General features: G+C 44.1%; 16 protein-coding genes. 4 read left to right on the plus strand and 12 right to left on the minus strand.

What is annotated here, in order from left to right; genetic code table 11:
* Positions 1-191: 191 nt before the first annotated feature.
* The 5 genes from VRU48_RS00995 to tgt form a co-directional block, all read right to left on the minus strand.
* Positions 192-473 carry a hypothetical protein gene (locus VRU48_RS00995; RefSeq protein ID WP_330106067.1) on the minus strand — a complete coding sequence of 94 codons (282 nt, stop codon included), beginning with the start codon at positions 471-473 and terminating at the stop codon, positions 192-194.
* A gap of 4 nt (positions 474-477) precedes the next feature.
* Complete coding sequence (locus tag VRU48_RS01000; protein ID WP_330106068.1) at positions 478-3,288, minus strand: TolB family protein; 2,811 nt, start codon at positions 3,286-3,288, stop codon at positions 478-480.
* A gap of 1,187 nt (positions 3,289-4,475) precedes the next feature.
* The gene (locus tag VRU48_RS01005) at positions 4,476-5,375 is read right to left on the minus strand and encodes a DMT family transporter (RefSeq protein ID WP_330106069.1); all 900 of its coding nucleotides are present in this window, start codon (positions 5,373-5,375) and stop codon (positions 4,476-4,478) included.
* Between the two features lies 1 nt (position 5,376).
* On the minus strand, positions 5,377-6,480 hold the full coding sequence (locus VRU48_RS01010; protein WP_330106070.1) for an LptF/LptG family permease: 1,104 nt from the start codon (positions 6,478-6,480) through the stop codon (positions 5,377-5,379).
* Entirely contained in the window at positions 6,480-7,610 is a 1,131-nt protein-coding gene (gene tgt / locus VRU48_RS01015; protein ID WP_330106071.1) for a tRNA guanosine(34) transglycosylase Tgt, read from the minus strand. Before tgt ends, VRU48_RS01010 begins: the two co-directional genes overlap by 1 nt.
* Positions 7,611-7,824: 214 nt before the next feature.
* Between tgt and VRU48_RS01020 the strand changes: the two genes are divergently transcribed.
* Both VRU48_RS01020 and rsmG read left to right on the plus strand, forming a co-directional pair.
* Positions 7,825-8,979 carry a glycosyltransferase gene (locus VRU48_RS01020; RefSeq protein WP_330106072.1) on the plus strand — a complete coding sequence of 385 codons (1,155 nt, stop codon included), beginning with the start codon at positions 7,825-7,827 and terminating at the stop codon, positions 8,977-8,979.
* Between the two features lie 10 nt (positions 8,980-8,989).
* Entirely contained in the window at positions 8,990-9,625 is a 636-nt protein-coding gene (rsmG, locus tag VRU48_RS01025; protein ID WP_330106073.1) for a 16S rRNA (guanine(527)-N(7))-methyltransferase RsmG, read from the plus strand.
* A 73-nt stretch (positions 9,626-9,698) separates the two neighbouring features.
* Here rsmG and VRU48_RS01030 read toward each other — a convergent pair whose 3' ends face one another.
* Entirely contained in the window at positions 9,699-11,804 is a 2,106-nt protein-coding gene (locus VRU48_RS01030; protein WP_330106074.1) for a M56 family metallopeptidase, read from the minus strand.
* A 1-nt stretch (position 11,805) separates the two neighbouring features.
* Complete coding sequence (locus VRU48_RS01035) at positions 11,806-12,174, minus strand: BlaI/MecI/CopY family transcriptional regulator (RefSeq protein WP_330106075.1); 369 nt, start codon at positions 12,172-12,174, stop codon at positions 11,806-11,808.
* A gap of 144 nt (positions 12,175-12,318) precedes the next feature.
* On the opposite strand from VRU48_RS01035, the gene dprA reads away from it, so the two are divergent.
* Positions 12,319-13,404, plus strand: coding sequence for a DNA-processing protein DprA (gene dprA, locus VRU48_RS01040; RefSeq protein ID WP_330106076.1), 1,086 nt, complete (start codon positions 12,319-12,321; stop codon positions 13,402-13,404).
* Between the two features lie 131 nt (positions 13,405-13,535).
* Positions 13,536-14,897, plus strand: coding sequence for a pyridoxal-phosphate dependent enzyme (locus tag VRU48_RS01045; RefSeq protein ID WP_330106077.1), 1,362 nt, complete (start codon positions 13,536-13,538; stop codon positions 14,895-14,897).
* 392 nt (positions 14,898-15,289) lie between these two features.
* Here VRU48_RS01045 and murA read toward each other — a convergent pair whose 3' ends face one another.
* The 5 genes from murA to VRU48_RS01070 form a co-directional block, all read right to left on the minus strand.
* Entirely contained in the window at positions 15,290-16,615 is a 1,326-nt protein-coding gene (gene murA / locus VRU48_RS01050; RefSeq protein WP_330106078.1) for a UDP-N-acetylglucosamine 1-carboxyvinyltransferase, read from the minus strand.
* A gap of 75 nt (positions 16,616-16,690) precedes the next feature.
* Positions 16,691-17,344 (minus strand): DUF4290 domain-containing protein, encoded by a 654-nt coding sequence (locus VRU48_RS01055; protein ID WP_330106079.1) that lies wholly within the window; start codon positions 17,342-17,344, stop codon positions 16,691-16,693.
* Between the two features lie 78 nt (positions 17,345-17,422).
* Positions 17,423-19,708, minus strand: coding sequence for an ATP-dependent helicase (locus VRU48_RS01060; protein ID WP_330107745.1), 2,286 nt, complete (start codon positions 19,706-19,708; stop codon positions 17,423-17,425).
* Positions 19,709-19,895: 187 nt separating this feature from the next.
* Positions 19,896-20,549, minus strand: coding sequence for an outer membrane beta-barrel protein (locus tag VRU48_RS01065; RefSeq protein WP_330106080.1), 654 nt, complete (start codon positions 20,547-20,549; stop codon positions 19,896-19,898).
* A gap of 97 nt (positions 20,550-20,646) precedes the next feature.
* A complete protein-coding gene (locus tag VRU48_RS01070) occupies positions 20,647-22,326 on the minus strand; it encodes a RagB/SusD family nutrient uptake outer membrane protein (protein WP_330106081.1) in 1,680 nt (559 codons plus the stop codon).
* Between the last annotated feature and the right edge of the window lie 3 nt (positions 22,327-22,329).

Consider the following 22,329-nt stretch of genomic DNA (forward strand, 5'->3'; position numbering starts at 1 on the left):
TTGAGGGTTGAAAGGTGGAAGGATGGAGGGTAAAGAGGTAGAAGGTAAAAAACGAGTCTAATACATTTGTTAAGTCGCTAACTTTCTGACTTCCAGCTTACTGACTATAGGCTATCAACTATAGGCTTCCTAACTATGGACCATCAACTATGGACTATGGACTATCGACTTCCGACTAAAAGACTAAAAGACTAAGAAATATAATCCCGATCTTCGTCGCTCAAGGTAGATTTGTTCTCCACGGGCTGATGCTTTTCTATTTCCGTATCGTAGCTGCTGAGGGTTTTCTTCGGCCTTCCGGCAATAAAGCCTAAAATAAAGCCAATCAGGATGCAAACTCCGATTACGATGAGCTTTGAGATGTACACCTCTTTTCCGATGATGAAATCGAAGGGAACGGCCTCTCTATTGATGAGCAAAAATGTAGTTAACAATGCGGTAACAACGATGATGAAGATGGTTTTTGCTTTCATAAGTTTAAAAACTGTAGTTGAATATAAACTCTAAGATAGGGTTTTGGTTGTAAACTTTGTTCACAAATACGGCTCTTACGCCCAAATCTATAACAGGCTGATAGCGCAAAAGGTTTAGGCTGCTGCGCAATTCGAGGCCAAAAGTCTTGGGTTGTGCCAGATTGGTTTCAGTGCCGATGTTTTCATAATGGCTAAAAAATCCGCCCCTCAAGTTGCGGATGTAAGCAAAAGGCCCAATTTCAGCATCCGGAAAGGCAATCGGAAAACGGTAGTTAAGCAACAAGGTGTTTTTCAGTTCGCTCCTGGCCCTGATTTGTCCGTAGCCATAAACCGTCGCAATTTCGGTATTGCCTTTCAGTACCCCGCTGCTTTGCTGGTAGTTGAAGCTGGCCACGAATGAATGGTTTTTCAGGAGGCCGGGAAAGTAAAGCGCACTTTCGAAAGCAATCAGGTCGCCGTTAAGGTGCTGGTCGAAGGGCTGGTTGTAGTAGCTAAGCGTAACCGATTGTGCCCATTGAGGCGCTACATTGCGCTCGGCGGCCCGTAGACTATGGACAAAGCCCAAACGGTAGCTCATCGGGAAATTAAGTGTTTTGCTGAAAATGGCGGCTTCCTGCGGCGCAAAATTCCTTTGGGTAAAGCTCGTTCCCACCTCTCCCAAAAAACTGTAGTTGTGGTTGTAGGCATTGATGCTTAGCGGAACGCTGGCTTTCAGTTCGAGCCTGTTTTCGCGCCAGTTGGCCTCTTGTATTTGTCCGGCAAGGCGATAATAGGCCAGGCGCGGACGGTTCCTGAAAGTAGCGCTCAGTACCGGATAAAGGCTTTTGTAGGTCAGTCCGGCATTGTATTCCAGTTTTCTTAAATCGCTGTGGTAGCTCACACCGCCAAAAAAATCGACAATGTTGAGCAGGTCGTTCGATTTGAGTGCGATGCCCAGCCTGTCGTCGTCGTCAACCGTTGGACTGATGCTGTGAAACGAAAAAGCATGGGCCAGCGGACTGTAGGTGGTAGAAGTGTAGGCGCTGTCTGGAATTTGCCTAAAAACATCGCCGGTATTTTCCTGTTTTTCGGCAGCTTCGCCAAAATATACAAAATGGTTGGGCTGCACTTCTTTTGGCTCGATTGGAGCTGTTGCAATCTCGTAGCCCATCAGTTGGTAGTTGTTGAAAAATATCGATTGGCCATCGTTGCTCGGGCTCGGATTAAAAGCGCCGTATTTTGCTGACGTTAGCGCCACGATTTTTTTATCGGCAGGCATAACCCCATAAATGTTGTCAAGTCCGCTTAGATGGGCGTTAAATGCGATTTTATCGCCAATAAATACCGGCCTGCTCAACTGCTGATTCGTTTCTTTGATCAATTGCACGGTTTCGCCCTTTTCATTAGCTAGCCAAAGCGACTTTCCTTTTTCGCTTACGCCAACCCAGCTCCGCTGCGAACCGTCGGTATTGAGGGCCGGGGTTTGCAAAATCAGATTTTCGGGATTGCTGTAGGTCTTCGTTATTTTGCCGCTGGCCACATCGATGGCCACCAGATTGAAGTTGTTGCTCAGGTCTGCCTGTACGGCCAGCAATTTTTTTCCGTCGCCCGAAAGTGTTGGCGAAAACAGCCTCGTCCTGAAGGTAAGCTGGCGTCTGGTCTTGGTCGAAAAATCGTAAAGGCAAACCACGCTGTAGTTGCGTTGCTTGTAGCGGGGGTCGTACCTGATCTCATCCCAAACCAGCAGCTGGTTGGCATAGCTGAACCAGGGCTGTTCCTGATAGCCGATTTTGAAAAGTTTTTGCTCGCTCTTGTCGGGGTTCAAAACCACAAAACCAGCCACCTCGTCCTTGCTCTGTTTAAGGGTTAAAAGTTGTTGGTTGGGCAGGGCAGTTGGTAGGTAGTAATTGGTGGCAATTTTCGATGGCCGGTTCAAACTTTTGTAATCGCCGTGTGGGGTCTGCTCGTCTTGCCTTTGCCAATCTTTTTTCAGCTGCTCCAAAACATGCGCGTAAAATTTTTTGGTATTGTAGCCCGTGTATTTTTTCAGGCTCTGCGAAAAAGGGTAGAAGCGGAGTGGCCGATGGTGGATGTCGGCGAGCAGACTGTCGACGATTCCTTTTCCAAATTCTTGGCGTAGCTGCGAGGTGAGCAGGTAGCCCAATTGGTAGTAGCCTGGGGTCTGGTCTTTGTTCGATCCGAAGTAGGCTTTCGAGTAGGAAAAATTTTGTCCGCTTAGCAGCGAAGTTCTGAAAGGCATGATCCACGAAGGTTGCCTGCCACGGCCCGCGTGGGTAAGCGAAGTTTCGGTGCTCACCGCATCGCCTTCGAAGAACCAAGTTGGGATGCTTGCCCCCAAATAGGCGAAGTAGATTTCTTCCGGAAAAGGGTGGGCCTGGCCTCTGGTTATTTTGTCGAATTGGGCCACGTGCCTAAGCTCGTGGACGGCTAAATTATTGAGCCAATCCTGACTGTCAAATTGCTGGGGTGGGGTGGTGTTGAATTGCGACTTTTTGGGGGCCAGTTGAACGAAGCCATTGGCAATGGTTCCGCGGTTCTGAAACACGATGGGGATGCTCGTTTTTTGTCGGTCAAAATCACGTCCAACATAAGGGTAGATATAGGCGATGGTATTGGCCATTCTTTGTGCTTCTTTTTCGAGTTCGCTCGGATAGATAAGCCGGAAGCCGTTGCTGTTAATTTGGCGCCATTTTACACTAAGTGGATTTTGTTCGCTGTCGAAAATCTGCGAAAAACCATGAAGTGAAATAAAGCTTAAAGTTATAGTAGTTAATATATTGATTTTCAGTTTATTTAATTGTTTATTGAGCTTCATTATGGTTTTATGCTAAAATTTTTAGTTTTTTAGGATTTTGTTTGGGGGATTTATTTTAAATTTTAATTCAACTTAAATTATTTAAAATATTGATTTATATTGTTTTATGTGAAATATATAAATCAGGTTTTTGTGATGAAATTTGTATGTGTTTATGCTGTTTGATGTGTTTTTTAACAGCTTTAAAGAAATCAGAGAACGTTTTTAAAACTTGCTATTAAGGTACACTTATTCCATCGGATTTTAAGCAAATTTTTTCGTTAATTTTTTAAACATGTATACGTTTCTTCACACTCCTACCCTAGAGCTAAGTTTGTAAAATGGATGAAAAATCGCTAGAAAATGATGCCTATTTTTGTCAGTGAAGGCAGGGTGTTTGGATTAGTTTTTGAATTGAAAACCTCATGCCGAATAGCTTTAAAATCTCGTATTTTTTGGATGGTTTATTTGGGTCTTCACTGACAAAAAATAAAAGCTAAAGCCTGTTTTTTGAGGTCTGAAATCGAGTGCTTTTTGGGGTGGTGAAACTGAGTTTTATCAGATGTTTTTTAGTAAAGAAAGGGTGAGCGAAATTTGTTGAATGTGCCGATTTTTAAAGGCGATTTAGTCGCTTTGCTAAAGCGGAAATGGAACGGAAATTGGGATTTACTGTTTGGGTTTTAAGGCAAAAAGTTGGTGCGGTCTGACACTAGGTGTTATCGTTTGTACTTCAAAAAGTGAGTAGCTTGAGATGAGGGATTCAGGTAAAAGATGGTCTTTTAGGTGGGGCTTTAAAGGACGGATTTGGCAGGTAAAATGGCTGGATATGACGATTGATTTTCGGGTAAATAACGGCTTTGGGCGGACGTAAAACATGGTAAAAACGAGATGCCATGACGACGTTTTTTAGTCAAAATGAGGGTTGTTTTGTAGGGTAAACGTTGCGATTTTTTAGGGGAAAAAGTGGTTGCCGTGGTGAAGAAATGATAAAAAACAGCTTATAAAGCAACGTTTTTAAGTAAAAATAAGCCTCATATCGGCATTTCCTGCCGATATTTTGACGTAAGTAATTCTTTTTTCGAATAAAACCGGGCTAAAATCGGCACTTTAAATGGCCTTTTTAGAGCGATTTAAAGGAAGAATGTCACGAAATCCAGCGGTTTTTCTGCCTAGATATGGGGTTTTTGCGAGAAGAAAAAGGATAGAAATCAGGCCTTGTTGCGACGGTTTTTATAGATGGGATAGATGAAAACAGCAGCTAAAATAAGCAGGGAACCAAGGTAAAAACCACCGGTCATCTGCTCTTTCTGGCCGAATAAAATAAAGGCCAAAACGATGCCGTAAACGGGTTCCAAATTGGTAATCAAAGCCACCCTAAATGCCGATAAAGTTCGCATCACCGACACTCCCGCAACGTAGGCTAAAGCCGTACAAACAGTGCCTAAAATCAGCAAATAAAACCAGTCGGTTAAGCTTAAATTGAAGGTTTCTGTAAGCAGGCTTTTATCGAATAAACGGTAGATGCTGATCCAGAAAAAGGCACCGGCAAGCTCGTAAAATCCAATGATGCTGGGGTTGTTTTTCTGCACCAAAGTAGAGTTGATGGTAGAAAAAAAACTGGCTGCAACTGCCGATAGCAAGCCGAAAATAATGCCAGTGGTGTACTTAGTTTCGAATTTAAAGATGAGATAAATGCCCAAAATAATGAGCAATCCCACAAAAATGTCGCCTTTAGAAATGGCATGTTTTTTAATCAAAGGCTCTAAAATGGCGATGAAAAGCGTAACGGAAGACAGGCAAATAAGGCTTACCGAAACGTTGGCTACCTTGATGGAATGGAAGAAAAAGATCCAATGCGTAGCTACAATACTGCCTGTAAAAAAGAATTTGAGAAACTGTGTACGCGTTACCCTGATATCGGTTTTGCTGAGCTTAAAATAGGCAAATAGCGTAATGGAGGCAATTAATACCCTGTACCATACCATTTGTACGGCGCTGATGGAAATTAAAGCACCCAGAATGCCTGTAAAGCCCCAAACAAAAACGGTAAGGTGTAAAATTAAGAGGTTTCGGTTGTCGTGATTAAGTGTTTTAAGGCTAGGTTTCATCTTATTTTGGTGCTCTTCGCAGCAAATATAAGCCTAGTAAACCAAAAAAGAGCGTAGGCAAAATCGTTGCGGCCAAAGGAGGCAGTCCGCCCTTGGTCGAAAACATCTTGGCAAACTGCGTCAAAACGATATAGGCAAAACTCAAAATAATGCCGATTCCGAGTGGCAAGCCCACGCCGCCACGTACTTTTCGAGAAGATAAGGCTACGCCGATTAAGGTCAATACAAAGGCCGATAGAGGTTGCAGCCAGCGCTTGTATTGCTCAAAAAGCAGGTCGCTCATAATGCCAGAGCCCCTTATTCTTTCTTTTTTGATCTTGTCTGAAAGTTCCTTGTTGCTCATGCTTTCGAACACGTTCTGGTAGGCCGAAAAATCGTTGGGCCTCATATCCAGAACCGTATCTTTCTGCTTGTTGGTGGCATAAACCATCGTTTCCTTCAGCCCATCTACATTCCTGATGGTGTAGTTGCTCAGTTTCCAGCTTCTTTTTACCGAATCCCAGGCAATCTGCTCGGCCCACAGCTTTTTCTTCAGGACATCGCCTTTAAATTTATCTAGCGAGAAACGGTAGCCGATATTGGTCTTATTGTCGAAATTATCGATAAAGATATAGGTATTGCTATCCACTTTCATGTGGATCCCGGTTTTGATATAAGGGTCGTTTTTGTTCACCACTTCGTTTTCGAACTTGTTTTTGATCCTGTTGGTGTAGGGCAATACATAGAGGTTAGACAACAGGTTGAGCGAAAAAATGATGAAAGCCGAGATAAAATAAGGCCTTAAAAAGCGATTAAAGCTTACGCCGCCACTTAAAATAGGCACGATTTCGGTCTGGTCAGCCATTTTAGCCGTAAAGAAAATTACCGCAATAAAATTGATCAGGGGCGAGAGCATGTTTACGTAAAACGGTATAGAACCGGCATAATACTGCGAAATCGTTTGCCAGATGCTCATGTTGTTCTCCAAAAAATCGTCGAGTTTTTCCGAAAGATCGAAGATGACAATGATCACCACAAAAATAACCAGGGTATAAACAAAGGTGCCCAGGTATTTGCCAATGATGTAGCCGTCGATAATTTTAATGCGCTGCCTGATGAAGTTCATTACAATTTATTCCCTAATATACTCACCATTTTATTCTTCCAAGCGTAAAACTCGCCCGAAATGATTTTTTCTCGTGCTTCTTTAACCAGCCAAAGGTAAAAATGCAGGTTGTGCAAAGAAGCAATCTGTGCGCCCAGCATCTCTTTCGAGTGCATTAAATGCCTTAAATAGGCTTTAGAATAAACTTGGTCGGCCAGTAAATCGCTTTCGGCATCGATTGGAGAAAAATCGTTAGCCCATTTCTTGTTGCCGATGTTGATGATGCCGTTTCGGGTAAACAACATGCCGTTTCGGGCATTTCTGGTCGGCATTACGCAGTCGAACATGTCAACGCCAAGCGCAATGTTCTCCAATATATTAATAGGAGTGCCCACGCCCATCAGGTAACGCGGTTTGTCTGTAGGCAGGATATCGCAAACCACTTCGGTCATCGCATACATTTCTTCGGCAGGTTCGCCTACCGATAAACCGCCAATGGCATTGCCTTCGCGACCCATCGAAGCAATAAATTCGGCCGATTTCACCCTTAAATCCTTATAAACCGAACCCTGAACAATAGGAAAAAGCGTTTGCTCATAGCCGTATTTAGGTTCGGTGGTGTCTACGCGCTCGCAGCAACGTTTAAGCCATCGGTGGGTCATGTTGAGCGAGTTGGCCGCGTATTTGTAATCGCAAGGGTAGGGCGTACACTCGTCAAAAGCCATGATAATATCAGCGCCAATGCTTCTTTGGATGTCCATGGCGTATTCTGGCGTAAACAAGTGCTTAGAGCCATCAATGTGCGAACGGAAAGTAACGCCTTCTTCCTTGATCTTGCGCACTTTGCTCAGCGAATACACCTGATAGCCACCGCTGTCGGTTAAAATAGGCTTGTCCCAGCCAATGAATTTGTGCAATCCTCCGGCGGGCTCTAAAACCTCCAATCCCGGTCTTAGGTATAAATGATAGGTATTGCCCAAGATGATTTGGGCTTTGATATCTTCTTTAAGTTCTTTTTGGTGCACTGCTTTTACCGTTCCGGCAGTGCCTACAGGCATAAAAATGGGGGTTTGTATTTCGCCGTGGGCAGTGGTAATCACGCCCGCCCTGGCTTTGGATGACGGGTCTTTGGCCTGTAAATCAAATTTCATGCTGTTCTGTGTTTTGCTGGCCACAATGGTTTCGTGGCCGGGTATTCCTCTTCAAAAATCCGACAAAAATAGCAAGAATATTCCTTTTTATGGTCATTGCGCCGTGTTGTTTTGAAGCTGAGCTAGAAACAACGTTCAAAACCTTCAATAATTATGCGTTTTTTGAACATGGCCTTAATTTTTTATCAACATCAAGCTGGTTTACAGATTAAAAATGAGAGCTTTGCTAGCTTTCAGAAATACCATCGTGGAATTAAATATATTAGAGATTAGCCTGCTCGGCGCTTTTGTTTTTTGTTTTTTGGTCCAGCTCTATTTTAGCTTGTTTGTGCATGCCAAACTGGCCAGCTATAAAATAGACGAGATCCCTGAGCGCGCGGTTAATCCCATTAGTGTTATTGTATGCGCCCGCAACGAAATCCAGAACCTGGAAAAATACCTCGCAAGCATTCTAAATCAGGATTATCCCCAGTTTGAGGTAGTTGTAGTAAACGACCGCTCGTGGGATGGAACCGGCGATTTTTTAGAGCGATTGGCCAAGCAGCATAGCCATTTAAAGGTGGTTACCGTGGCTGAAGGCGAAAAGTTTATTGCCGGAAAAAAGTTTGCCGTTACCATGGGCATTAAGGCCGCCAGCTACGAATGGCTGGTATTTACCGATGCCGATTGCGAGCCTGCGTCGGCCCATTGGCTTATGGGCATGCAGCAACCGGCTGATCAAAACATTGAAATTTTGCTGGGCTATTCGCCTTATTTTAAGAAACGGAGCCTGCTAAACTGCCTGATTAGGTTCGAAACTTTTTTTACGGCGGTTAACTACCTTGCCTTTGCCCTCAAAGGCATGCCTTACATGGGTGTTGGCCGAAATATGGCCTACAAAAAATCGCTTTTCTTTAAAAACAAAGGCTTTGCAACGCACATGCACATCCCTTCTGGCGATGATGACCTGTTTGTAAACGCTCATGCGCATGCGCATAACACGGCTATCCAAATTCATAAGGAAACACATGTTTGGAGTGAGCCTAAAACTTCTTTTTTTGATTACCTGCGCCAAAAGAAGAGACACGTAGGCGCTGGCAAGTTCTACAAGCCCAAACATAAATTCGTTTTATCGTTGCAGATTGCCGTACAGTTTTTGTTCTATATAATAGGTATCGTGCTGTTGTGCCTGCCGGCTACGCTGTATTTGGGTATCGGTATTTTTGCGTTGAGCATTATCATCAGAAGTTTTGTTTATCCGCGCCTGCTCAAACGCCTCAATTATGGCGAATTAAGCTGGTGGTTCCCGCTATTGGACCTCATCTTGTTTGTTTTTCTGGTGCTTAATGCCTTTCTGTCTATATTTGTGAAAAAAGTAAAGTGGAAATAAATCGCTGATCATGTCTGATATTAAACCAACCATCGTTTTCAAGTATTTTAAAAACCTTACCGACAAGCAGATCGCCCAGTTTGAGCAATTGTACGATTTGTACAGTTTTTGGAATGCGCAGATTAATGTCATTTCGAGAAAAGACATCGACGAGCTGTACGAACGCCACATCCTGCATTCGCTGGGCATTGCCAAGTTCTGTACTTTTAAAGCGGGCGAGAAAGTGCTAGACGTAGGTACGGGAGGCGGTTTTCCGGGTATTCCTTTGGCAATCTTGTTTCCTGAAACGCAGTTCCATTTGGTTGATTCGATTGGGAAAAAAATCAAGGTGGTTACGGAAGTGGCTGCCGCATTGGGCCTGAATAATGTAAAAGCGAGCCATTTAAGGGCCGAGCAGGTAACTGATCAATATAATTTTGTAGTATCGAGGGCGGTAACGCGTTTAATCGATTTTTACCCTTGGATACGTGGCAAATTTGCCAAAGAAAACATCAATGCCATCCAAAACGGCATCCTTTACCTCAAAGGCGGAGATTTGACCGAAGAAATCAAGGAATCTAAACTGAAGGCAGAACTGCATCCGCTTTCGGCTTATTTTGAAGAAGATTTTTTTGAAACCAAATATGTGGTGTATATCCCACAATAATTAAGGTTATTTAATGAAAAAAGCCCGTACCGATTTTATCCGTGCGGGCTTTTTGCTCATGATTTGTTTGGTTTTAAGGCTGGTTTTTGGTCGGAAGCAATTCTAAGGTGATGGGTTGTTTTGCCTCTTTTTTGGTTTCTTTTACGCTAGGCTTAACCGTAATCCGTGGGGTTTGCTGGTCGACCTTTGAGCCAAGGTTTTGATATACCTCTTTGCCTAGAGCGCTTTTTAATCTTTCCTGAGGCTCTTTTACCGTAATTGAATATGAGACTTTCGAATCTGGTTTAGTGCTCTGAAATGCCTGTTCAGTGCCCATTGCTGCAATCTGTTTTTCTTTGGCCGACTTGATGTAGAGCTGTTTCATGGCATTGTCTGGGTCTGTACTGGCTATGCTTACGCTTGGTAAGGCCGCTACTTTAGCCTTTAAATCCGCTTCGTCGTTGTTCCCTTTTTTATCCTCTTTAATTACAGGAGGTGGAAACTTGATTACATCACCTTCTTTCAACTTGATTGGCCTTGCTTTACGTGCTTTTGCTTTGCTAGGTCGCTCCTCAATTGGGGGTGGTGGCGTTACTTGATCGGCTTTAACAACCGGGGGCGGAAATTTTACGCTGTTTTTGGCATAGGCTGGTGGCGGTTGAACGGCAGGTGGTCTTGGGAGTGTTACTTTAGTAAAGTATTGAATGTTTTTTCCGGTGATTTCAACGGCGCCATTTTGCCCTTTGTCGCCGTATTTGGCAATAGCCTTTTCTCTTGATAGATTTTTGATGCTTTCGGCATTAGAAACCCCGTAAAAGGTTGACAGGTCTTCTACTGCTTTGCCATTGATTAAAATGTATCTTTTTTCTCGTAGAACAGGTTTTCTGGTTGTTTTGTCTATCCCATACCTTGTATAAAACTTATCATCGGGTTTAACGATTGGTGGCGGAAACCTAACTTGGTCTTCTTTAACAGTTGGGTTTTCGCGCACCGGTGGCGGTACCAATTCCAAGTATTTAAGGTGTGTTCCAGTAATTTCTACGGCGCCATGTTTGCCTTTATCGCCATATTTCTTCACTGCATTGGCTACGTTAAGGTAGCTAATGCTATTGGCCTGCGAAACACCATGAAACTTGGCTACATCTGCAACGGGTTTGCCATTAATGACGATGTGCCTTTTGTCGACAATAACTGCGGTTTCACCCTTCGATTTGGAATACTCGTTTCTTGGATAGAATGTTTTCCCTTCTGATTGCGCAGGTTCTTGTACAGCCACGGTTTCCACTACTTGGCCTTGAGCAGCTTTATTTTTCTCCGGAAATAAATCTACATAGCCATAGTCTTTGGTAAAAGCCATCGTCGAGGTACAGAGCATTGCGCCACCCAAGGGGAGGGCCAACAGCAGCTTGAGCCTGGCCCAACTCGTTGTTCTCTTTTTGTTTAACATGTTAATTCTCCTTTTTAATATTGATTGATTGAAAATTTGGTTCGTCAGTTTTTGGGGCACAATGCCAAAGGAGTTTTCGATCAGAAACATCACATAATCGTGTTTCTGCTGATTGTTGGTGGTGCTTAATTCGTCGGCAATGTATTCGTGCAGTAGCTTAATATCCTTTTTGATGAAATAGATAATCGGATTAAACCAGCATACGATTTGCAACAGCTCAAAAAACAGCACGTCTAAGGTGTGCTTTTGCTTGATGTGGACGAGTTCGTGCTTCAACACCACCTGTTTTTCGGCCATTTGCGGGTGGATAAACAGAAGGTTGAAGAAAGAAAACGCCTCTTTTTCGTCCTTTAATTCTACAATGGTAAAGCTTTTATTGTAGTGCTTTTTCGCGTTGATGGATAGTTTTAAAATCTTAAGGATGGCCAGTAGCAGCTTAAATGCAAAGCAAATGGCTATACCGATGTAGAAAATATAGAAGTAGTCGGTAAGCTGGAATGTAGGCTCCAGCTTTGCCACCGGTTGTAAGGCAACAAGATTAACATCCTGTACAATTGCTACTTCTTCATAGGGAAGGCTGGGCCTGAGGTAGCCTATTTGCAAGATGGGCAGGGCAAAGGCCGTAAAGCTGCTCGCCAACAGATAATAGCGGTTGCTGTTGTAAAAAGTCTGGTTTTGCAATAACAAACGGTAAAATCCGTAGAAAATGATCAGGTAGAGGTTTGCCTCTAGCAAATAGTACAACCAGTCCATGTTATTTGTTGTTTTTAAGTTTTTCGGCCAATGCAATCAGCTCGTCGAGCTCGTTCATGTCCATGTTTTTTTCTTTCACTAAAAAAGAAACCAGGCTTTGGTAGTTGTTTTCGAAATAATTGTTCATCACCTTGTCGAAGGCAAAATGCTTGTACTGGGCCTCGCTGATGAGCGGAAAGTAGATGTGCGTATTGCCTATGGCCTTATGCGAAATAAAGCCCTTGGTTTCTAAAACCCTGATTACCGTTGATACCGTATTGTAAGCCGGCTTTGGCGGATCCATCTTGTCGATCACGTCTTTTACAATGCCTTCTTGCATTTCCCACAAAATCAGCATCACCTGCTCTTCGGCTTTTGTTAACTCTCTCATTCTATTGTTTGCTTATTACTTAATCTAAATTTACCACTATTTTTATAGTTAACAAACTATTTTTATAGTTTTATTGTAATTTACTGATTTATAAGGTAATAAAATTAATTTATTAATCTGGAATAATTCATTATTTTAGATTTAATGAGTTTAACGCATCAAATTGCACTAAGCCTGATCAAAGGTGTAGGCCCTATGTTGGCCAAGAATCTGCTGTTTCATTTCGGCAGTGCCGAAGCCGTATTCGCGGCCTCCAAACAGGAGATTAAGCAGGTTGAGGGCATAGGAGAAAAGACGGCTCATGCAATTTTGGCAACAAATGCGTTGGCTCTTGCCGAGAAACAGCTCGAGTTTATCCAAAAGCACAATATCAAGGTGTTGTTTTATCGCGATGAAGCTTACCCTAAACGGTTGCGAAATTGTTATGACGCCCCCTTGCTGCTTTATTATAAAGGTACTGCCGATCTAAATCATCGTCGCATCGTAAGCGTAGTGGGTACGCGCAATGCCACCGCATATGGCAAACAGCTTTGCAAGCAACTGATCGCCGCTTTGTTGCCTTATGATGTACTGGTGGTAAGTGGCTTGGCTTTGGGCATTGATGCAGCGGCGCATAAAGAAAGCCTAGCGCAAGGCTTGCCTACGGTGGGTGTGCTGGCGCATGGCCTCGATCGTATCTATCCGGCCATCCATCAGGAACTGACCCAAAAAATGGCTCGGCAAGGTGGTTTATTGACCGAGTTTTTACCGGGCACCAATCCCGATCGGGAGAATTTTCCGAAACGGAACCGCATCATTGCCGGCATAAGCGATGTGACCATTGTGGTAGAAGCCTCGATTAAAGGGGGTGCCCTGATTACGGCCGAATTGGCCAATTCGTACAACAGGGATGTTTATGCCTTTCCGGGAAGAACAAGCGACGAATTTTCTGAAGGCTGTAATTTTTTGATCAAAACCAATCGGGCGGGGCTGATCAACCATCCGCGCGACCTGATTTATTACCTGGGCTGGGACGATGAGCCTGTAGCCAAAAAGGAAATCCAAATGCCCATACCATTGAATAAGGAAGAACAGGTTGTTATGGAGTTGTTACGCGAGGGGCCAATGAGTACCGACGAGCTTGCTATCCAATCGGATACGCCTCAAAGCAAGCTAGCCATGGTGCTGCTTACCCTCGAAATGCAGGGAATTCTGATTTCGCTACCAGGCAAAATTTACAAGCTGGCCTAATTTTATAGTATAATTGTCTACCGATTTTATAGATTATGAAATAAAATTTCTTAAAACGGCTGATTAAAAAATAATGTTCCAAATAAATATTAGTTTATAAAATACTAATCGTCATTGCGTAATTTTGCGACATGTGGTATAACAATATTTTAGAGACCATCGGCAATACGCCTTTGGTTAAATTAAACAGCATTACGAAAGAAATACCGGCAACTGTACTGGCCAAAATCGAGACGACCAATCCTGGCAACTCGATCAAAGACCGTATGGCGGTAAAAATGATAGAAGATGCAGAAAAATCAGGCAAACTGAAACCTGGGGGCACCATTATTGAAGGTACTTCGGGCAATACAGGCATGGGTCTGGCTATGGCCGCCATTATCAAAGGCTATAAATGTATTTTTACCACTACCGACAAGCAATCGAAGGAAAAGGTTGATGCCTTGCGTGCCTTTGGGGCCGAGGTGATTGTTTGTCCAACCAATGTTGATCCCGAAGATCCACGTTCTTACTATTCGGTTTCATCGCGTTTAGAGCGTGAGGTGCCTAATTCGTGGAAACCTAACCAATATGATAATCTTTCTAATAGCCAGGCGCATTACGAGCAAACCGGCCCTGAAATTTGGGCACAAACCGAAGGCAAAATCACTCATTTGGTGGTTGGTGTAGGTACCGGCGGCACTATTTCGGGTACTGGAAAGTACTTGAAAGAGAAAAACCCTAAAATAAAGGTTTGGGGTATAGATACTTATGGCTCGGTGTTCAAAAAATATAAGGAAACCGGCATTTTAGATAAAAACGAGATTTATCCTTACATTACCGAAGGCATTGGTGAAGACTTTTTGCCGCAGAATGTAAATTTTGATGTGATTGATGCCTTTGAAAAGGTAACAGATAAAGATGCGGCGTTAATGACCCGCGAAATTGCGCGCAGGGAAGGCATTTTTGCAGGCAACTCGGCGGGTGCAGCCATTGCCGGATTATTGCAACTTAAAGATTCGCTGAAACCAGACGATGTCGTTGTGGTTATTTTTCACGATCATGGTAGCCGTTACATGGGTAAAATGTATAACGAAGATTGGTTGCGCGAACGTGGTTTCTTGAAAGACGAAAAACTAACGGCCCGCTCTATTTTGGCCAAACGTTCTAACCAGGAGGTGGTAACGCTCGATTGCGAGAAAACGATTATCGAAGCCATCAATATCATGAAAACATTGAGCATTTCGCAGCTTCCGGTTACGCAGCAAGGCATGGTGATTGGCAAGGTAACGGAAAGCAATGTACTGGATTCGTTGCTGGAAAATCCATCGCTAAGGTCGAGCCCAGTTAAAGAAATCATGACGGCTTCTTTGCCCTTTGTAGACCTGAATACATCGATAGACAAAATTTCGGCCATGATCAATAAAGACAACAGTGCCGTTTTGGTAGAAGACGAGCAAGGCAAATTCGAAATCATTACCCAATACGATATCATTGAAGCTATTTCAGGTTAATTATCCCGTAAATAGTTTACTTATGGAATAAAAAAGCCCCGAATGTAAATTCGGGGCTTTTGTTTTAAGGTTTCCATCCTGGTTTGGCTAGTTTTTGGGGGCTCAAATTTGGCCTTTAACGGATTATAAATCCGCAGTTAGTTTAGTCGGGAAATGCTTTCCCGACTAGTTTGATAACAATTCCCCTCCACTGGAGGGGTGCCTGCAAGGCGGGGTGGTCTTTTGTCTCCTGGCAGGAGGGTGGTGTTTTTTATACTTAAGAGCAATACAAGACAAACACTTGCGAAGTTTTTAAAACTTCGCAAGTGTACGCTCTAAAACTTCACAAGTGTAATCCAAAAAGAAAGCCCCAACAATATATTGCTGAGGCTTTTTTTTATGTTTTTTTACGATTAATGGCTTGGTCCAGAGCCTTCAACGCGCTTGATTTGTGCGCCAAGGGCACGCAAGCGGATGTCGATGTCTTGGTAGCCACGCTCAATTTGCTCGATATTGTAAATGGTCGAAGTTCCTTCGGCAGACAAAGCTGCAATCAGCAGGGAAACGCCGGCGCGGATATCGGGAGAGGTCATGCTGATGCCTCTTAATTTGTATTTTTTGTCGATACCGTTTACCGTGGCACGATGCGGATCGCAAAGAATAATTTGTGCGCCCATATCAATCAGTTTATCCACAAAGAACAAACGGCTTTCGAACATTTTCTGATGGATAAGCACTGAGCCACGTGCCTGAGTAGCTACCACAAGCACAATGCTCAACAAATCAGGCGTAAAACCTGGCCAAGGGGCATCGGCAATGGTTAGAATCGACCCATCGATAAAAGTATCGATTTCGTAATGCTTTTGCGAAGGGATATAAATATCGTCGCCACGGCGCTCTAGTTTGATGCCGAGCTTTTTGAAAACTTCCGGAATAACACCCAATTCGTCGTAGCACACGTTTTTGATGGTGATTTCAGACTCGGTCATGGCTGCTAAACCAATAAAAGAGCCGATTTCGATCATATCAGGCAACATTCTGTGCTCGGTACCGCCTAGTTTGGTTACGCCTTCAATGGTCAGGAGGTTAGAACCAATACCCGAAATTTTGGCACCCATGCGGTTCAGCATTTTGCAAAGTTGCTGCAAATATGGCTCACAGGCTGCATTATAAATGGTGGTAGTGCCTTTAGCTAATACCGCTGCCATTACAATATTGGCTGTCCCGGTTACCGAAGCCTCATCTAAAAGGATATAAGCTCCTTTTAAATTGGTGGCATCTACGTTGAAAAATGCTTTTTTAGAGTCGTATACAAATTTGGCGCCCAATTTCTCGAAGCCTAAAAAGTGGGTGTCCAATCGGCGACGGCCAATTTTATCGCCCCCTGGTTTAGGAATGGCCGCCTTGCCAAAACGGGCCAAAAGCGGACCAACAATCATGATGGAGCCACGCAAGCCACCGCCTTTTGCCTTGAAAACGTCAGACTGGAAGAAATCCAAGTTGATGTTTTTGGCTTCGAAGGTATAAGTGTCTTTGTTCAGGCGTTCTACGGTTACGCCCAAATCGCCCAAAAGTTCGATCAGTTTGTTTACATCCTTGATATCGGGAATATTGCTGATGGTTACCTTTTGGTCGGTTAACAAAACGGCAGATAAAATCTGAAGCGCCTCGTTTTTAGCTCCTTGCGGAGTGATTTCGCCCTTTAATTTCTTGCCACCTATAATTTCGAATGCATTCATCTTTCTAGTTTTTCTTATCTGGATTTAACAAAACAGGGTTGGCATCGTGTTGCCCGCCCAATTTTGCCTTTAACGTTAGTGTCTTTGTTTAGTGTTGTTGTTGCGACCTTTATTGTTGCGGTTTTTGTTGTTGCGGTTGCGGTTATTGTTGTTATTGTTCGATCTGTTGGCCTGTGGCTTAAACTCTACCTTGTTCAGGTTTACGTTTTCTTCCAAAGCCAAAGCCCCGCCCGAAAGGTCTTTGAGGTTTTTGAGGATGGTTTCGTCGGCCACATTGTCCTTGTTCCACTGCACATAGGCCATTTTCATGAAATTGGCAATGCCTTGTACCATGGCCGATTTACGCTCCGGATTTTCTTCTTCCATCGCTTTCGAAATCAGTTTTTCCACTGTTTTGCCATAGTGTTTATAGGCGATTTTTTGTTGCGGATAGCCAATATGCTCAGGCTTAAACTGCGAATCTTCTGGTGTTGGTTTAGGATATGGGCTGTCTACATCGATTTTATAATCGGAAATGATGTGCAAATGATCCCATAATTTATGCTTAAAGTCGGCCACATCGCGCAAATGCGGATTTAAAAAGCCCATCAGGTCGATTACGGCCTGTGCATATTTATTGCGCTCCTCTTTGGTCGGCAAATCGATAATGTACTTAACCATGTTTTGTACATTACGGCCATATTCTGCTAAAATGAGGTCGCTACGGGTGGTGTTATAATCGAAATTCATTGTTATTTTTTGAACGCTAGCTCTTTAGTATGAGCCATTTGGCGCTTTATTGGTGTAAATGATGGACAAAGATAATTCTTATTTCACAATTCGCAATTTAGCAAATTTTAGTAATAATTGTTTGTTGCCCAAGCCTTGAAAAAATACGGTCGCTTTTACATCGGGCAAAGTGCCTTCGAGGTTCACGATTTTGCCAAAACCGAACTTTTCGTGTTCTACGTCCATGCCGTTTTGAAACTCGTTGGCGGCGTTTGGTGTAAAGCCTGCCGTCGGTACGTGCGCTTTTGGTAGCATAGCCGTGGTTTTTGGCCTGATTACCGTAGTGCTTTGGCTAGGTTTTGGTGTAAATTCACGTTGTTGGCTCCAGGTTTTGCGCTCGCTGTCGAAACTGTTTTCGCCGAAGCTGTTTTTGGCGGGTTTGGCTATTTCGAGCTCTAAATACGAAGGATTGATTTCGTTGATGAAACGGCTCGGTTCGCAAGAGGTTAAAGTGCCCCAACGGTAACGCGAAGTGGCGTAAGTGATGGTCAATTTCTTCTCGGCACGTGTAATGGCCACGTAAAACAGCCTGCGTTCTTCTTCCAAGTCGGTTCTTGAGGTTAGCGACATTTGCGAAGGGAAGAGGTTTTCTTCCAAACCCACAATATAGACGTTTTTAAACTCCAAACCTTTGGCCGAGTGGATAGTCATTAACGAAACCGTGTCTTTGTCTTTGTCGTCCTGACGGTCGTCGTTGGTTAACAAGGCAATATCCTGCATAAAAATGGCCAGGCTTCTGTCTTCAATGTCTTCGCGTTCGGCAAATTCCTTGATACCGTTCAGCAATTCTTGGATGTTTTCGTAGCGGCTGCGGCCTTCCACGCTGTCGTCGTTGTGCAGTTCTTTTAAAATGCCCGAGTGCTGTGCAATGTAAAGCGCGGTTTCGTAGGCATCGAGTTTTTTCGACTCGGCCGCAAAACTTTGGATCATCGTGGCAAAATCGCCCAGCTGGCCGGGTACGCGGCCGTCTAAATACTGATGCGGATTACAAATCACCTGCCACATGCTAATGTCGTGCTGGCCGGCTGCCGCAGAGATTTTCTCCAAGGTGGTATCGCCCAAGCCACGGCGAGGGTAGTTGATGACCCGTTTAATGGCTTCTTCGTCGGCCGGATTGAAGGTAAGACGGAAATAGGCAATCAAATCCTTAATTTCTTTGCGTTGGTAGAAAGAAAGGCCACCATATATTTTATAAGGCACATTGAGTTTGCGCAAGGCTTCCTCCATGGCCCTGCTTTGGGCGTTGGTACGGTATAAAATAGCAAAATCCTTATATTCCAGGCCTTTGGAAGTACGGTCTTGCACAATAGATTCGGCTACAAGCTTGCCTTCTTCGTTATCGGTAAAAGCTCTTGAAACCTTGATCCTGTCGCCTTTTTCGTTGTCGGAAAATACGTTTTTCTCCAACTGGTTTTTGTTGTTGGCGATGATGCTGTTGGCCGCTTCAACGATGTTTTGGGTAGAGCGGTAGTTCTGCTCCAGCTTGTAGACCTTTAAATCGGGATAATCGCGCTCAAAGTTGAGGATGTTCTGGATGTTGGCACCACGGAAAGCATAGATACTTTGGGCATCGTCGCCCACTACGCAAATGTTCTGGTGCGCGGCAGCCAGTTTCCTGACGATGGTATACTGCGAAAAGTTGGTATCCTGATACTCGTCTACCATCAAATACTTGAATTTGTGTTGGTATTTGTTTAAAACGTCGGGATGGTCTTTGAGCAGGATATTGGTTTTGAACAACAAATCGTCGAAATCCATAGCGCCAGCCTTGTAGCAGCGTTTGGCATAGGTTTCGTAAATCTGGCCCAGCAAAGGACGTTTATTGCCGCTATCTTCAGCCTGAATCTGGCTGTTTTCTTGATATTCGGTATACGAAACCAAATTGTTTTTGGCCGATGAGATGCGGTTATACACGATATTGGCGGCATAAAGCTTATCGTCGAGCTGCATTTCTTTCAAAATGGTGCGGATTAGGCTTTTGCTATCGTCGGTGTCGTAAATGGTAAAATTAGATGGATAGCCTATTTTTTCGGCTTCCACGCGCAAAATCTTGGCAAATACCGAGTGGAAGGTACCCATCCAAATGTTTTTGGCCTCGCTGCCCACCACCTTGCTGATACGCTCGCGCATATCTTTACTGGCTTTATTGGTAAAGGTAAGCACCAAAATATTAAAGGCGTCTGTACCTTTTTGTATCAGATGTGCTACTCTATAGGTAATTACACGGGTTTTGCCTGAGCCTGCGCCGGCCACAATCATCACTGGTCCCTGGGTGTTTTCTACTGCTGCTCTTTGCTGCGGGTTTAATCCTGCTAAGTAATCCAAATCGGCTCCTGTTTTAAAGCCCAAAAATAGCAAATTATGCGCGCTTATGAAAAGGTGTTGGTAAGTTAAGCGTAAACACTTGCGAAGTTTTTAAAACTTCGCAAGTGTTGCCACATTAAAACTTCGCAAGTGTACTATGCTAAAACTTCGCAAGTGTTGCTACATTAGAACTTCGCAAGGATATCAGCTAAAAATGTGCGTGTATGCCAAATGTTGGCGTAAAGTTTTCGAGTGCCAGGCGCAGGTTGTTGGTTTTGGGGTAATTATAGCTCGAATTGGCGTCGTAATAGTTTTGGTGGAAAAACGATATTACTGGAAACGAGAACTCGATGCCCAGCTTGTTGTTGAAAAAATAGGCCACGCCTGGGCTCAGGCTGGCGCCGATTCCTTTCAAACGGCCGCTGTTTCTGATCACGTAGCCATCATCGTCGATTAATTTGGTGCTGATGACCTGAAAAGCAAGGTTAGCCTGCCCGAAAATCTTCCAATGTTCTTTGATATCGAAGTACTTGCGGGCAAAGGCGGCGATGCCAAAATTGAATTCCCTGGGGCCTGATGCATTTTCGTAATAACCTCCTTCTTCGTTCCATCGCGTGTAATCTACGCCATGTAGCTTAGACAAGCTTAACGGAAATTCGACACCCAGCGCAAAGTTTTTGTTAAGGAAATAGCCGATTCTGGGGGTAACGGTAAAATTGTTCAGGGCACTGCTTTCGCCTTTTGTTTTTGAGGTGCCAAAGCTCAGGCTGCCTCCGGCTAGGCCCTGACCTCTGTCTGTTTGGGCCCGCGTACCCCATGCAAGGGTGCATAGCAAAGCCATTAAGATAAGTTTTGGTTTCATTTGGTTGTGTTTTGTGTGTAATCAATTATAGCAAATTTTAGGCCTAAAAACAAAAAAGGCCAAGCAATGCTTGGCCTTTAAAAATATGGAAGAAAGATCAGTAGCCTTTGGCGCTTTGGGCGGCTTTTAGGTTGGGGTTTTTATCCAATGCTTTTTGCGGATAAGGCATCCATACAAATTTGGCCTGCCAAACACGGGTTTGCACCGGACTATTGGTGATATCGTAAGTGGTTTTCATAACGTTTTGGGCAATGTTCCAACGTCTGATATCCCAGAAGCGCTGCCCTTCGGCGGCCAATTCGATCCTGCGTTCGTTGCGGATCAATGTTCTGAGCTTATCCTTGTCGTTATAAGTGGCTTGGTTCACTGCTGGCATGCCGGCACGGTCGCGGATATCGTCTAAAGCGGCATAAATAGTAGCATCTGGTCCGCTCAATTCATTCTTCGCTTCAGCATAAGAAAGCAGGATTTCTGCATACCTGATGATGGCAAAATCTTGCTCTCCATCCCAATCGTTGGCAATGTAAGCCGGATCTACCAGTTTTTTAAAGTTATAGCCGGTTACGCTGTTGTTGCCGCCACCTTTGCCCCAGGCAAATTTGTAGCCATTGTTGAAACGGCCCCAAGGTGCACCTGGAAACAATACGCTGGCATATAAACGGGTATCCCTGTTTTTGAACTCGTCGGCATAGGCCGCATTTGGGGTACCGTTGTTGTAATTGGTGGCTCTGGTAGTAGCGCTAGGTGGCGTAAAAGTATTTCCTGTTTTATCCCAATAGGCATTAATCAATTCTTGGGTAGGAGTGATAGAGCTCCAGCCACCCAAATCGCTTGGCGGGAAAAGGGTTCTCAGACCGTTGCCGTAATCGTATGAAGAATTGGTGATGTTTTGCGAAACCAGGATGATTTCTTTGCTGGTGAGCTCGTTGGCTGCCCAAAACTGCTGTTCGTAGCTGGCCAAGCCCTTGTAGAATTTGTCTTTCTCGGCATCGTTGGCAAAAGTTACATAAGGGCTGAAATCATCTTTCAAATCATCGGTAGTAAGCGTGGTTTTTCTGTACAAGGCATAACCTGCACCCATTACTTTTTGGGCACTGGTTACTGCATCGGCCCATTTTTGATAATGTAGTTGGATTCTTGTTAACAGTGCCCAGGCGGCACCACTGGTAATCCTGCCGGTTTCGGTGGTAGCGCCACCCGCATAGCTTGCAGGGAGGTCAACCAAGGCACTTTGGATTTCGGCAATGGCAAAATTGATGACATCGGCTTCTGGGGTTGGCGCTATTGCAGTTTCCTGCGGATCGGTATACGAAGTTTTTAGCAAGGGAACAGGGCCGAACGTTTTGGCCAATTCGAAATAGGTGAAAGCCCTCAACACCCTAGCCTCGGCAATGAAACGTTTTTTCAGGGCATCGCTCATTGGCGCTTTGTTGATGTTGTCTAAAAAGTAGTTATACCTGCGGATATAGATGTAACGGCTGTTATAACCTTGGTCTAGTGTGGCATCGACATTGCCCGCCGCAATCGGGGTAGCATTGCTTTCCCAAGGATATTGGGCATAGGCATTATCTGAAGCACCGTCGTCATAGGCATAATTAAAGGCATTGTTTAAGTAGCCGTAACATCCGTTTAGGGCTAATTGCGCATCTTTTTGCGATTTCCAGAAAGAACTGCTCGACAACTGGTCTTGTGGCACAAAATCGATGGCCGATTTCTTGCACCCGCTCAACGAGTAGGTGGCAAGGGTTATCATTGATATATAGAATATTTTTTTCATGGC

Source organism: Pedobacter albus, assembly GCF_036324255.1.
Classification (GTDB): domain Bacteria; phylum Bacteroidota; class Bacteroidia; order Sphingobacteriales; family Sphingobacteriaceae; genus Pedobacter; species Pedobacter albus.